This is a genomic window from Mesotoga sp. Brook.08.105.5.1, from assembly GCF_002752635.1.
Taxonomy (GTDB): domain Bacteria; phylum Thermotogota; class Thermotogae; order Petrotogales; family Kosmotogaceae; genus Mesotoga.
Window position 1 is genome coordinate 40,112 of record NZ_AYTW01000016.1, and the last position, 14,082, is coordinate 54,193.

14 protein-coding genes and 1 pseudogene are annotated in these 14,082 nt (G+C 45.3%); 12 read left to right on the forward strand and 3 right to left on the reverse strand.

Going from position 1 to position 14,082, the window contains the following annotated elements:
• Position 1 precedes the first annotated feature (1 nt).
• Positions 2-394 carry a hypothetical protein gene (locus tag V512_RS07170; protein ID WP_243392302.1) on the reverse strand — a complete coding sequence of 131 codons (393 nt, stop codon included), beginning with the start codon at positions 392-394 and terminating at the stop codon, positions 2-4.
• Between the two features lie 788 nt (positions 395-1,182).
• Between V512_RS07170 and V512_RS07175 the strand changes: the two are divergent.
• From V512_RS07175 to V512_RS07190, 5 genes and pseudogenes are all read left to right on the forward strand, one after another.
• Positions 1,183-2,205, forward strand: a pseudogene (locus V512_RS07175) (FAD-dependent oxidoreductase); the annotation flags it as partial.
• A gap of 826 nt (positions 2,206-3,031) precedes the next feature.
• Positions 3,032-3,214 carry a hypothetical protein gene (locus V512_RS14985; RefSeq protein ID WP_243392303.1) on the forward strand — a complete coding sequence of 61 codons (183 nt, stop codon included), beginning with the start codon at positions 3,032-3,034 and terminating at the stop codon, positions 3,212-3,214.
• Positions 3,214-3,390 (forward strand): hypothetical protein, encoded by a 177-nt coding sequence (locus V512_RS14990; RefSeq protein ID WP_243392304.1) that lies wholly within the window; start codon positions 3,214-3,216, stop codon positions 3,388-3,390. Before V512_RS14985 ends, V512_RS14990 begins: the two co-directional genes overlap by 1 nt.
• Positions 3,387-3,968 carry a hypothetical protein gene (locus tag V512_RS07185; protein WP_180977897.1) on the forward strand — a complete coding sequence of 194 codons (582 nt, stop codon included), beginning with the start codon at positions 3,387-3,389 and terminating at the stop codon, positions 3,966-3,968. Before V512_RS14990 ends, V512_RS07185 begins: the two co-directional genes overlap by 4 nt.
• Before the next feature lie 210 nt (positions 3,969-4,178).
• Positions 4,179-5,117: a PHB depolymerase family esterase gene (locus tag V512_RS07190; RefSeq protein ID WP_099829771.1), complete on the forward strand. Its 939-nt coding sequence runs from the start codon at positions 4,179-4,181 to the stop codon at positions 5,115-5,117.
• Here V512_RS07190 and V512_RS07195 read toward each other — a convergent pair.
• Positions 5,109-5,912 (reverse strand): methyltransferase domain-containing protein, encoded by an 804-nt coding sequence (locus V512_RS07195; RefSeq protein WP_108702525.1) that lies wholly within the window; start codon positions 5,910-5,912, stop codon positions 5,109-5,111. The genes V512_RS07190 and V512_RS07195 overlap by 9 nt on opposite strands.
• Positions 5,913-5,998: 86 nt before the next feature.
• On the opposite strand from V512_RS07195, the gene V512_RS07200 reads away from it, so the two are divergent.
• Positions 5,999-6,799, forward strand: coding sequence for a hypothetical protein (locus tag V512_RS07200; protein WP_099829772.1), 801 nt, complete (start codon positions 5,999-6,001; stop codon positions 6,797-6,799).
• On the opposite strand, the gene V512_RS14585 is transcribed toward V512_RS07200, so the two are convergent.
• Positions 6,800-6,964, reverse strand: a complete 165-nt coding sequence (locus V512_RS14585) for a hypothetical protein (RefSeq protein WP_165775358.1) — start codon at positions 6,962-6,964, stop codon at positions 6,800-6,802.
• A 408-nt stretch (positions 6,965-7,372) separates the two neighbouring features.
• On the opposite strand from V512_RS14585, the gene V512_RS07205 reads away from it, so the two are divergent.
• From V512_RS07205 to V512_RS07225, 6 genes are all read left to right on the forward strand, one after another.
• Positions 7,373-7,963, forward strand: a complete 591-nt coding sequence (locus V512_RS07205) for a DUF6305 family protein (RefSeq protein ID WP_099829773.1) — start codon at positions 7,373-7,375, stop codon at positions 7,961-7,963.
• A 57-nt stretch (positions 7,964-8,020) separates the two neighbouring features.
• The gene (locus V512_RS07210; protein ID WP_099829774.1) at positions 8,021-9,313 is read left to right on the forward strand and encodes a C4-dicarboxylate ABC transporter; all 1,293 of its coding nucleotides are present in this window, start codon (positions 8,021-8,023) and stop codon (positions 9,311-9,313) included.
• Positions 9,314-9,340: 27 nt separating this feature from the next.
• A complete protein-coding gene (locus V512_RS14590) occupies positions 9,341-9,505 on the forward strand; it encodes a hypothetical protein (protein ID WP_165775359.1) in 165 nt (54 codons plus the stop codon).
• 11 nt (positions 9,506-9,516) lie between these two features.
• Complete coding sequence (locus tag V512_RS07215) at positions 9,517-10,683, forward strand: succinylglutamate desuccinylase (RefSeq protein WP_099829775.1); 1,167 nt, start codon at positions 9,517-9,519, stop codon at positions 10,681-10,683.
• A 55-nt stretch (positions 10,684-10,738) separates the two neighbouring features.
• Positions 10,739-12,304 (forward strand): C69 family dipeptidase, encoded by a 1,566-nt coding sequence (locus tag V512_RS07220; RefSeq protein WP_099829776.1) that lies wholly within the window; start codon positions 10,739-10,741, stop codon positions 12,302-12,304.
• Between the two features lie 74 nt (positions 12,305-12,378).
• Complete coding sequence (locus V512_RS07225) at positions 12,379-13,974, forward strand: C69 family dipeptidase (protein ID WP_099829777.1); 1,596 nt, start codon at positions 12,379-12,381, stop codon at positions 13,972-13,974.
• The last annotated feature ends 108 nt before the right edge of the window (positions 13,975-14,082 follow it).

A 14,082-nucleotide genomic window follows, 5' to 3' on the forward strand; every position in this document is an offset into this window, starting at 1 on the left:
TCTATTTTCTCGGACAAATGTGGTCTATCCAGAGTTCCTGACCTCCTATCGAAAAAGATGTGATCATTCCCTGAAGATTCAGTACTCCCTTGGGGCCGCTTACGCTTGTCAGAGTTACATTCACTCCGCCTATTACTTTTCCATCGATGTCAGAGAAGTCCTGTACGTTTTCGAGAACCCCGTTTATTTCCACATTTATGTTTCCACCGTACTCTCCATAGTAGAGAATAAGGCCGGTTGGATTGACAGGGAACTTGAAGGAGATCGTGACGTTGTTCATATTCATATCCTTTTTGATATCCTTTCCCGAGTGTCCCGCCATACCTGCATTTGTAACGGTCATTACTCCGTTTGGAGTGGGAGTTCCATTGAACCAGAAGAAGGGTTTTTTCATAACCATCCGTGTTGTCAGTTCAGAAAAGACGTCATCATTATGATATTATGCTCGAACAGTGAATTCCCCAAAGTCAACACATTTCAAAACCACGTAACATCCAGAGAACACAAGAAGTGTCGTCAATACAAGTGCTAGCGTGACAACACGTTTCTGAATCGCCCCCCGTAGAATTTGGCAGAAACTGAAGTGAGAATTAGAGAAAGAATGATTGAGACCAGATAATTATACGTCTCTCTCCCAGATCAAAGAAAGCCAAGACCTGTGTTGGTTCTAATCACTTTGAATGGTCGAGGGACCCGTCAAGAAAGATACCTCAATTTGCGTGCAAGTCTTGAGAAAAGATAAAGAGAATTGTTAGAGTTTTGGGTTCTCCTTTCAGAAAGCATCTAGCTGCCGCTGATGTTAATATGAAGAGGTTCAAGACGGTCTCTACTAAAGAGAAGGAAGATCAAGAGAAAGCAATGTGGAGACTCTTGGAGTCGGAATTGGAAATAAGAGACTCGTCAATAGGTTCTGCGTTGAGTAATTGAATGCGAACGGGACAAACAGACAAAGCTATGAAGATTGGAAGACGTTACTAAAGAACAGCAAAATGATTTGGTCCTCATTCTGGTATCGGAGAATCGTCGTTCGCTGGTACCGGTGCTATTAGGGGAGGTTTTTTGGCGAAATCCTGGTTCCTGCATGAGCGTGGGGGAATCCTTAGAAACGCCTTCGATTCAGAGATTCTGAAGATCATCTTTCTGGAAAAGCTGTGATAGGCTGGAGTTTGACTTGTACTTCATTCACTTCCGACAAGAGTTTCCTCTTCCGAGCGAACAGTTAAAGAAGTTAGCTTCATTTCCTCTTCAGGTGCGGAGTTCACTGCAATAGCAAAGATGTTTCTTGATTCTACGGGTGACGCCTCACTAGGCCAAATGGCAGGAGCTACGCTCTTCTCCGGTGATACTGATGGGGCAAATCAGGCCTCAACACTTATGTTTACTATGAGTAACATCAACTTCGAGAGAATTAGGGAGGACGTCAGTCGTAGAAGAAGCAACTTCTTCAAATGGGTGACACCAGATTCGAAGCCTCTTTCAGTTGCGGGCTACTTTGAAGAGATCGAAAAGGCTAGAAAGAGTGGACTTAACAATCTTCACGACTACTTTTTCTTCATTGAACTTCCCGGGGAAGACAGAGTATCCGTCAACACAACTCACTCGTTCGGTAAAGGTCCTGTCAATCCTTTCGAATTGAGCAAATCGGTCTTCGAATGTTCTGAGCAGATCGACCAACTTGTAGCCTTTTCTAGGAAGTACGTTCGGGGATTTGAAAAGTCAAGAATTGAGAAGATTGCAGGCGATATTGGAATTCGAGAGAGCAGAAGAGTGAGGGGACTTTATATCTTCACTGGAGAAGACTTTAGATTGCATAGGAAGTTCTATGACAGTGTCGCCAAAGCAACATATGGAATAGATGTCCATTCCCCTGAAACTCAGAAGATTACTCCGGAAGTCAAAGGCAGAGTACCTTCATATTCTGACTATTATGAGATACCTTTAGGAACACTCATCAGCAGCGACTTAGACAATCTAAATATGGCAGGCAGATGTTTCTCAAGTGATTTTGAAGGGCAAAGCGCCGGTAGAATAATGCTGACGTCAGCAGGCATGGGACAGGTTATTGGTGTAGCCTCTGCGATTTCTTTGGAAAGCGGCATACCCATAAGAGAAACCTCGAGAGACGAGATTATCGGAGAACTTGACAGGATAACCGAGAAAAACCCGCTATACTCTCTGGCGGCCCTTCTGAAGATAAGCAAATGAGGTCAGGTACGCCTGTTTTGGTTCAGGGAGGCTCATTTTAAGCGATTGGCAGATGTGGTACTGGAATAGATAGTGGCAAGAATTGAGTCATTGTTGCGCCGGATACAGGTATGCAGTCAGTTTTTGAAGGGAATCGACAGCGCTGGATTTTCGAAGATGGGACGGCGATATTGATAGAAAGAGCTTCTCCCCGTGAACTTAAAACCCTGGCTAAAGGAGGAGTGAGTAGAGATTCGTGCGCCAGTAATCTACTTTGTAGCGGCGCTTATTAGATTCTGACTGAGCTGGAACAATTCTGGAAGTTGCGTACGGCCAACAATATATGAACAATGAAACGGTGTTTCATAGGTGGTTTTTACTTAGAGGTGTCGAAATGAAAAGAGCATTGGTTCTGGGAGGTGGAGGAGCAAAAGGTGCAGCTCCGTTGGGGTTATTCGTGCGCTTGAAGAGAAGGGTTTCATTCCCGACCTCATAGTTGGAGTAAGGATTGATGCTCTAGTCGGGGCGGGATATGCAATATTGGCTGATTCAAATAGCCTCTGGAAAATTACGTTGAGGACCTGCAGAAAGGCGGCCAGATGGTTCTCATTAACGAAATCAGTGGCAAGAACGCACTTGCCGATCTTAAGTGCGATCGTGTGTTCATATGTGAACACTTTTAGAGAAGTTCTTCCCTCCAGGAGATACGTCAGACTTCTTAGGAAGCGCTTGGGGGTACAGGTTCACCGATACAAAGATCCCCTTTATTTGTACATCTACAATCATGGATTCCGCTGAACTTTGCATCCACAATCATGGAAGTATATATGAAGCTCTTAGAGTATCAATGGCTATTCCAGGATTATTCAAACCTGAAAAGAAAGGAGACCTAACACTTGCCGATGGCGGTATCCCGAACAATCTTCCTGTAAGCGTCGCAAGAGAGGCGAATAGTACTTTCTTAGTTGCCGTAGATCTTTCTTCATCGAATAGGGTTACTTCAATACTTCGAATTCAATATTGGGAGTGATGGATGAATACAGAGCCGATTTGATTTTGCAGAGAGAAATAGCTGCTGCAGATGTTTTGATCTCTCCCGTTATGACCAGGAGTATAGATTTGATGGATTTCTCATCCTTTATTGATATCATGAATGAATCGTATGAAGAAACGCTCGGATGTGACTTGAACGGAGTGACGCTTTGAAGATACATGTCGGGGGATACGGTTTTCAAGGTCTTGCTGCTTTGGAGCACATAAGTGATCTCGCCGGCAAGGGTAACATAATACTGAATGGACTGACAGGATATTATACGGTGACTGCAGAAGCGCTGGGAGAGGGGGAGGCGATTAGCCGGTTAAATGAGTTTGTGAAGAGTCTCTTCGGCACTCTGAAAGTAATGGATGGTTCGACAATCTCTTCACCGGTAGGGCTGCGGGATAAGTTAAAGAAGATTCGTCACTGCCGGATCTGGTCCAGACAGAATTACGTCTTCGAAAGCGATGTTAGGGATTTCTTTCTGAAAGGGGTATCAGGAAGTACAGATGCCAGTTCTGAGGTTTTTGATCTCGAAGAACGCTCGCTCAAGCTTGTTTCAGGGGCGGCAGGGGAAGTTGCGGCTTCGTGCATCTCTATCCTCGGTCTCTTTCCGACTTTTATGGGTAGATACGTCACCACTACATTTTTTAGTCAGATTCCCGTATCATTTCTATCGGACGGAGACATAGTCCTTCTTAACCTCAGAGATCCATCCTTCGGCAAGCTTAATACAGCTTCGAACTAACTGTTTCAGGCTATGGAAATTCGCTCGACAAATTACGCAAGGGAGAGGCTTTCGCTTTTTGAATGCCGTTTAGTAAGAGTTATGAAGAGGATTTGTTCAGACAACGTGTTTGATTTTCTGGAGAGACTGAGGAATTGTTCTGGCTTAACAAATGTTAGTATTGAAATGTTATCAACTGTTGTAATTAAAAGGTGAACGGGGGGTAGCTAAGTGTTCAAGACAATGATGATAATCGGCACTCTTCTGGCCATGGGATTCTCCCTCGTCAGTGGCACGAAAAAGGGAGTAGATGAGGTTATGACGATAGAGCATGACGGCAGAACGAGACAAACCATAATTCATCTACCTCCGGAAATCAAAGATGAGAAGTTGCCGGTAGTTCTTGTCTTTCATGGCCTCTTTGGCAATGGCAATTACACAAAGAACACTTACGGAATAACGGAAGTTGCTGATAAAGAGGGTTTCATGTCAGTCTATCCTGAGGGAACAGGCCCTTTGAACAGCGTTTTCTTGAGCTGGAACTCAGGTTTCTGTTGTGGATATGCTATGGAGAACAATGTTGATGATGTTTCGTACATTTACGAGCTTATTGTCGAAATAATTAACAGTTATCCCGTTGACGAGACCAGAGTCTATCTTGTCGGTCTTTCTAATGGGGGTATGCTCGCCTATCGGCTTGTATCATGCTATCCTGAGCTATTTGCAGCATGCGCAATTGTCTCTTCTTCTCCGGCAGGTGGAACCGATGAAAATTCCATAGTTATGATACATCCTCCGGATAGAGGAGTTCCGCTGATAGTGTTCCATGGGATGAAAGACCCAATAATACCCTTTGAGGGAGGTTTTTCGAGCAGCTCCGAAGCCAACGGAATGTATTTTCCCCCGGTAGAAGAATCTGTGGAATTCTGGGCAACCAAGATGGGAGCAAGTACCGTACAGGAGACACAGCATGAAAATGGACTGGTCATACTGAAAGAATACACCGGGAAAGACGAGAGGAGTCTTGTCCATTTCTATATGATAACTGACGGTGATCACACCTGGCCGGGGAGAGAAAAAGGACTAGATGCTCTCAACAGCTCGTCTGAGGCCACAATAAAAGCCAGCGAAATGATCTGGGAGTTTTTCAGAGACAAATCCTTAAGGTAATATCTTGTTCACCTTAAATAGGTACCATCTCACAAGGCCCGCACCAGGTTCTTTGAATCTGCCCCATTCAAATCCCTTCTCGAGAAGAAAAGAGTGAATACGATCGTCTGAATCTCTATTACTCGGAAACAGAACGATTTCGCCCTCCGGTTTTGTTACCCTATACATTTCACTGAATTCCTTCTCCATGAAGTCACCAAAGACATGACCGGAAATAACAACATCTGCGAAATCTCTCTCAAAGGGAATATCCTCTGTTAAGCCATCCACAACATAGAAGTCACTTAATCCTTTCGCTCTTGCCCTTGTCTTCAGGTACTCCCTCAGAGTTCTCATTGGCTCAACGGCATAAACGACTGATGCGCCCTCGCTCGCCGCAAAGAATGACAGTCTGCCGCTACCCGCACCCAAATCGACGACTCTCTTGCCTCTAAAGCTAACTAAGTCAGTCAATAATCTGTTATCCCACTTCGTGAATTCGAGAGAGTCGTACACCGACGGATCAACGGCGTACACTATCCAGTCATTCACATTCTTCAGCAACTCCAATTCTGCTTTTCTGATCTCTTCTCGAGAAAGGTCTTCCGAGACGTTTTCTACCATTCTTTTGAATGTCTCAGCCCTCTCAGGCAGAATCATCTTGAAATACCATAGAATTTCTGGATTGGCCTTCAGAACCACTGCAAGCGATCTTTGATCTGAATGGTTTCTTTCAAGATGAGAAATATTGTGCTTTTCCAACAACAGAAGAGTCTTGATGTCAATGTCTGTCACATCTATCCAGTCAAGAGACAAGAAAACCACTCCAATGGATGAATTCTATTATGCATTCTATCATGATAAAATCAGGATTATCTTTAGTCTTTTCGGCGGGAGTTATTATGAAGCTAAACCAAAACATATTTGAGAGAAGGCTCGGTTTTTTTTTCATGGTTTTGTGGATTCTAATTCTTATCTTCTACTTAACTTGGGATGGGTGGCTTTACGAGTGGCGAGATTGCGGTTACAGTGGACCAAACCAGCATTTCGATCTCGATCTTCTTGATATGAAATACGAGCACACTTCTGACGGCGGGATTACTTATTTTTCGACGAACAACTTACATAATCTGATCTATCTATGTTATCTAGTATTCTTGATTGGTTGGTTGGCTCTGTTGTTTGGGTGGGAGTGGGCAAAACAGGGGGCAATGGCGACAATGGGAATCTCTCTTGTTGCGGCACTCTCAACTCTCGATCTTTCTGACCATGTATACATGCTCCAGATAGTTTATGACGTTGTGCATCTTTCGGGAATAGTTATAGGCGCCTATCTCTTTTCGAAATACTATCTGAAGACCTCAAAGAGTTTGCCGATTGTGTTTGGAACGTGGGCGGTCTATCTTATCAGCCATTTGATGTTCACACCATGGCCTTTCTGGGAGAAAGTTGGTCAAGCCTATTTCAGTGTTAACCAGATAAACGATTTACCGTTCTTCTTATTTGGAGTCGAGTACACTCTTGTTTTGGCTATAATTCTCTCAGTCAATTTCTTAGTAGAAAAACTGAATTCCAGAACCTCGAATAGAGTCTTGAGAGTACTAATCCCTATTGGGCTGTATTTCGTTTTATGCCTGGTTATGTATTCTATGGGACTGATAATTGTTCAGGATATGAATATGGGAACCTGCATTAAAGGATGATTATGTAATCTTCATCTGCCCCAGTTCGCTTGTTTTTCGTAGTACCTGTACCGCGACAAGTTTTCCTTTCGGGTCATAATATCTTATGGCATCCCTTATGCCCTTCAACTCGCCTGGTTTCAACATGATGTATTCGTAACCTTCCCAGACCCTCCAGCTCTTCATCAAAACCCTCCAGAAAGAGATTTTTGGTTTCCATGGTAGCACGCATGAGATGAGTCTGCAGAATTTCCATAAACATAACAATGCGGGTAATTAACTGGATCGAAAGCTAATGAAAGCAGAGAATTAAACAAGAATGCATTTGCCGATTGGCTTATCACACATCAATTAACTATGAAGTGATAATCGAACGTAGTTGCGCTACATTGGAGATCATCTTGACAGATCATGGTTTGTCAGAGATTGAAGAGATGGTAGAATAAGTTTGTAAACGATAAGGATTACGTACTTATTTTATTGTTTGTTTCTATATTCTTCGGCAGCCTTCAAGAGTATCGTTTTGGGTCTATTATTTGCCAGAATGGGTAGTCTGTATATTAGTTCAATAGTTTTAAAAGGAGGGTGTTTTTTGTGAGAAAGATTATCCTGGGATTTCTAGTAATGCTGATTTTAGTTTTGCCGTGCTCTGCCCTTTTCTCAGTGGAGACTGAGATGCCGGTCGTTCAGCCACCTATGGTTGTAACCACTATGGGGCAGAGTCCGGGTGCTTTGATGTTCAGACTGGTGTGTACAAGAAGCCAGATCGCCTGTGTTCAGGAGGATCTCTTGACTGCCGAACAGCTTTCCGAGATGGCGGCAGGAGAAAATGCTCCAAAGACATTGGTTATAACCACAGGAACGAGCCTCAAAGGAATGGGAGCCGCCGGTATTGATATGAATTTCGAGGTTAAAAGGGTTGAAGCTCTTATTTCTAAGGCTAAAGAACTCGGAATGACAATTATTGGTGCACACATTGAGGGGATGGCGCGCCGTGTAGATTCTACTGACGAAAGGTCGATAAATACAGTCATTCCAAAATCCGATTTGATTCTTGTCATCGCTGACAGCGATTCAGATGGTTTCTTCACGAACTACTCTGAAAAGAATGGAATACCTCTGATCAAGGTGAAGGAATCGTTGGACATCGGTCCCGCTCTAAAAGAGCTGTTTGAGTCGGAGTGAAACAATGAATCATTTTGCAATCGACCTCATGGTCGGTTCTGAAGGGGGAGTGTCCTGGTGTACTTCCACGCTGGTCTAATACTTGCCGTAATTGCCGTCTCTTTCGGGATTGCAAAGGCACTTAAACTTAGTGTTGAACTCTCGATGTTAGTTGCTGCAATCGCAGCGGCCATTGTACATTCTGGTGGAGCTATTCCCGTTCGTCATCTGGTTGAAGGCTCTTTCACTTATCTTGATGTCTGTTTGATCTTTATCACTGCTACTTTCTTCATGAATCTGATAAAGGAGTCCGGGGGAGTCGCCTTTCTGGTAAGGCGTATAGTTACTGCCTTCCACAAGAGCAGAGCGCTCTGCCTTTTCTTCCTGACTCTTCTCCTGTTAATTCCCGGTGCTTTGACTGGTTCTGGTGCTACCACAGTGCTCACGGTCGGTACGCTGGTTGGGACAGTTCTCACCTACATGGGAATATCTGAGAAACGAGTAGCAGCGATAATTTTCGTTTGTGCTGCAATGAGTGCCGCCGCACCTCCTGTTAACCTCTGGGCGATGATGGCAGCCGCAGGTTCTAACATGCCTTATGTAGGCTTCTTCATTCCGCTCCTTGTCCTGTCGCTTGCGGGGTCTCTGTTTGCGATGTTCTTCTTGGGAGGAAAGGGCAAGCCTGTAGAGTTAGGAGAAGCTTTGAAGGAGCTGCCTGAACCGCCTGCGAAGATGAACTGGATAAGGGTAGGAATTCCCTTCGTGGTCCTAATATTCTTGATCATGGCGGGACGGATATGGCCCCACTCAATTCCTACGCTGGGGTTGCCTTTCATGTTCGTTGTAGCATCTGTATTTGCGATTCTCCTCAGTCCCAAGAAGTTGGAGATTCTAAAAATAGCGACAAACACTATAAACACTTTGATCCCTCTTGTAGGAATCATGATAGTTGTGGGTATTTTGATACAGATAATGGCTTTGAGTGGCGCAAGAGGGTTGATCTCTCTGGCCGTAGTGACACTGCCTATGTGGGTTCTGTTTGCTGCACTCTGGCTAATATTGCCTGTTTCTGAAGGGTTGCTCCAATACGCGGTTGCACCGCTTCTCGGAGTTCCCCTTATACTTTTGTTCAACATGAAAGGTATGGACGCAATAATCGCTCTTTCTGCAATGGCAGTAATGTGGCCAGTGGGAGATATTCTTCCCCCTACTGCAGTTGTTGGAAGGGCAACGGTTATGGAGCTCAAGTTCAAGGGTCACTACTATAAGGATTTCTTGAAGACTTCGCTTGTTCCAATGGGGTTTATTCTGCTGATCACTACACTGTTCTTGATCTTCAGTAATGAACTTTCCTTCTTGGTTGGCGGGTGATGTCATGGCCGAAAGGAAGTGTTGTTAATGGCTGTTCTTTATACAATAATCAGTGTCTGTTACTACTTGATAATCGCTTTTGTAGTTTTCGTTATAGCTAGAAACCTGATCAAGACCAAGAATTTTCAGGAGGCAATCCTCTTTTCTGTCATGTTAATGCCATTCATCCTGCGAATCCTGAGAATCAAGTAGGGGGTGCTGGTATGACTGACAGAAACCTGATGATTGTCAAAATAGTTTCAACTGCATTGGTCGGGATTGCCCTTATTATTGCGGGGATCGAGTTCTACAACCACAGAAACTTCCGGGAGCCAGTTGTAATTGGACCGGGGGTAACCAATGTGAAGACTCTTGGTGACTATTTTGCGCCCTTGAAAGGCACCATAAACGACACCAATATCTACATAATCGATAGTGGTGTACCCGGTGGAACGGCACTTGTGATTGGTAGATCTCATCCAGAGGAACCAGCGACGAATCTAGCCGCAAAGATATTAGTCGAGAACGCCATGCCAAGCAAGGGAAGGCTGATCGTAGCCATAACTGCAAACCAGAGTGGATCACGAGTTACCAGACCGGGGGACGCATATCCCATGTATTACACGATCGAAACACCCTGGGGAGAGAGCAAATACCGAATGGGAGACAGATGGACAAGCCCTCTCGATTCGTGGCCGGATCCCGAGACGTACGTCCACTATCCAAGTGGTCAGCTTCTTGCCTACATGGACATTCGTAACTTCAACAGAACATGGCCAGGCAGGGAGAACGGAATGATCACAGAACAGACTAACTACGCTTTCATGAATCTTATAAGGGAAGAAGGAGTTGACGTTTTCATCGACTTACATGAGGCCGAGCTTGAGTACCCTGTCATAAGCACAATAGTTGCTCATCAGAAGGCCGCAGACATAGCGGGGCTGGCTTCCATGATTCTCACTTCTTCGGAATTCAGGATCGGGATGGAGTTCTCTCCTCCTAGCCTTCACGGACTCTCTCATAGAGAAGTGGGGGATCATTCGGACGCGATATCTCTTCTGTTCGAGACTCCCGAGCCTTTCCTGGACAGGGTTAGGGGAATCACGGATGAGGCGCTTCTGTTAACAGGTAAGGATGAATTTGTTATGACAGCCGGAAAGTACGGTCTGCTTTACGAGAAGATAGACGAGAAAGGTTGGCCAATCGATGTGAGAGTCGGCAGACACTGCTCCACGACTCTCATGGTTCTCGAGCTATGGAGCGATTTCAATCCAGGAAAGGAGGTACTTGTCGGAGGAGTTCCGAGATACGACGAGGTAGTTAGTAACGGTACCGGCTTCTATTTCCAGGATCCATCTAAAGCAAGTGCAAGTAAGATTTACTATGAATGACCGGTAAAGCATCATTATTGTTGAGTTTTTTTCCTCAAAAGGGAGGGGTTTTTAGGTGAGAAAGATACTAGTAACGATTGTTCTTGTACTGTCAGTTTTCTACGCAAGTCTGATTGCCTGCACAGATATACTTGCTGGTAAGATGGCTACAATTGATGGTTCTGTTATCTGTTCGCAGACAGTTGACGGGACATATGATTCTAGGATTCTGATACAGCCTGCAGCAGACCATGAACCGGGAAGCATGACACCTGTTTGGGAATGGATAGTTTACGCGGATAGAAGGCCACTCGAGAAACTGGGCGAAATTCCGCAGGTGGAGCATACTTACCAGTACTTCCTGACATCGTATCCTTTTGGCAACGAAAAGGGACTTCTTATGGGCGAGACAACCTTGGGAGGAGCAAGAGCAACTGCGAATAGTCCCGAAGCAATAATGACTGTTGAGCAGCTTCAGGCATTTGCACTACAACGTTGTACTACTGCAAGGGAAGCTATATTGCTTATGGGGCAACTTGCCGAAGAGTATGGTTACCGCGAATCCTGCAATCTTGGGGAATGCATCACAATAGCCGATGGCAAGGAGGCATGGGTATTTGAAGTTTACGGGGTAGGCCCTCTTTGGAAGCCAGGAGATGGTCCAGGAGCCGTATGGGCTGCCCAGCGTGTCCCCGATGAACATATTTCGGCTGTTGTCAACTACAGTATGATTGGAGAAATAGATCCTGAGACAAAAAGACCGCCGGCCGTTCCAGAGGAAGACTTCTATATCTCCGATAATTATCTCGACACAGCCATCGAACTCGGTCTTTATGATCCCGCTAGTGGTGAACCGTTTGTCTGGAAGTATGTTTACGGAAACATCAAAGGTAAGTGGAGTTCCAGGCTCTGGAGGATTTTCAGCACTTTGAATCCTTCCGGTAACTGGTCCTATGACAAGACTGATGACTATCCTTTCTCTGTGAAGCCTGATGAACTGGTTTCGGTATATGACATAATTGAGCTCTACAGAGATGTTATGACTGGTACACCTGGTGACATGGAAGCTAATGAAGCCTGGTTATATGAATACGGAGACGAGATAAGGAAGAGTGGGCTGGCATCGCCACAGCCAGGAAGTGAATTCAGAAATCTTCTTGGAATTCCGAGCGTAAGGAACATCGGTGTTCAGAGTACAAGCTGCTTCTTCATAAACCAAACGAGAGACTGGTTGCCACCTGAGATTGGTGCGGTCTCGTGGTTTGGTCTTGGAAATTCCCACAAAGCAGTTGTTGTTCCTCTATTCTGTGCGACGACCAGCGTTCCTGAATCTTGGACCACAATAAACAGAGGGGACAGCAAGATCAACAGAGATGATGCTTTCTGGGCATTCTATACTGTCGACAGGTTATCCGGAGTCAGGTATCAGGACATGATGCCGAGAGTAGATGCTGTCAGAAAACCTCTTCAGGAAAGGATTTTCGAAGTCCAGCCAGCAATTGAGGCTACAGCACTTGAGCTTTACAAGACCGATAGGGATCTGGCAGTTGAATTCCTAACTAGCTACGTTTCCAGCTTGATGATCGAGGTAGAGGAAGCATATTGGGATCTAGCAGACTCTTTGATTCTTAGGCTTCCTTGATTTAAGTTAGTTCTGGAATATTTTCCGGGTCGGTCATAGACCGACCCCCATTTTGTGAAAGGGGAGTGAAAGAATTGCGACGTGTACTTATTGTTTTGTTAGTGCTTTTTGTTGGATTTGGCGTAACCGCAATGGCATGCACCTCTATCCTGGTAGGAAAGGATGCATCGGTTGACGGTTCAACGATGACCACACACACCTGTGATGGCAGCTACGATGCCAGAATTCAGATTATTCCCGGTGGAGTACATGAAGAGGGCGAGACCGTAAGCATTTACAAGGGTCTCTGTCAGGCGGGTATTCCCGGAAGGACTGTATCTTACGTGGGAGAAATACCTCAGGCACCGGTAACGTACACCTACTTCCACATAGGATATCCATTCATGAACGAAAACCAGGTAATAATGGGAGAAACAACCTGGAGTGGTGAGAGAGCGCTTAGAAACTCTCAGGGATGGATGACAATCGAGCAGTTGCAGGTTCTCGGTCTTCAGAGAGCCACTACGGCGAGGGAAGCTATACAGGTAATGGGAGAACTAGCCGAGAAGTACGGATATGGCGATGGCGGCGAAGGACTAACAATTATCGACGGAGAAGAGGCATGGCTCTTTGAGATCTGTGGTCCTGGACCCTTCTGGTCTCCTGGGAGCGAAGAACCCGGAGCGGTATGGGTTGCACAGAGAATTCCGGACGATCATGTTCTCGTTCACGCCAACAGATCGAGGATTGGAGAAATCGATCTTGAGAACACCGACTACTTCATGGCCTCTCCAAATGTCTACTCAACCGCTATCGATCTAGGACTGTGGGACGGAGAAGGGACTTTCCTCTTCTATGCAGCCTATGGGCCGAAGAATGCATTCTATAACACAAGACGAGAGTGGAGAGTACTGGATCTTCTAGCCCCATCACTTGAGCTTGATCCCTGGGCAGAGAGATACCCTCTGTCAGTCAAACCAGACAAGAAGGTTTCTGTTCACGATCTTATGATGATCAAGCGCGATCATTATGAAGGAACAGAATTCGATCTCACGGTTGGTCTTGCCGCGGGTCCTTTTGGCAATCCTAACAGATATGCGACCTCTTCCAGTCAAAGGCCAGAAGGTGTCAACTACGACGGTTGGGAAAGAGCAATCTCCATGTTCAGGTGTTCTTATGTAATCGTTGGACAGGCAAGAAACTGGATGCCTGCTGAAATCGGTGGACTGGTATGGTTTGGCGAAGATGCGCCTCATTCAACTGTATACATTCCCTTCTACGCTGGCGCTACCAGTGTTCCCGAGTCATTCAGTCAGGGAGCAAGGAATTTCTTCGACAGAAGTTCTGCATGGTGGGCATTCAACCACGTCTCTAACCTAGCCGATCTGAGATACAATGTCGCAATAGAGATTATCAAAGAGGAATACACGAAGTTTGAAACTGAGTTCCTCACGAATCAGCCACTGATCGAAAAGGTTGCGCTCGAACTTTACAAGAGCAGTCCAGAAGCAGCGATTGATTTCATCACGAACTACAGCAACGGTCTTGCTAATAGAGTTGTGGATAGATGGTGGAAACTCGCTGATGAACTGATCTACACATTGAACGACGGTTATGTGAATGGTTCTACTGCAGGGTACCCAACCTGGTGGCTCGAAGCTGTTGGTTATGGAGATACAACCAGAAGATAGTACTATTGTTCTATCGAAGGGCGGAGTAATCTTCGCCCTTCTTTTCTTGAAGCGTTCTTGATATCGTATGACTATAGACTCATTTGAAGTCGATTTCTCGATTCTTAA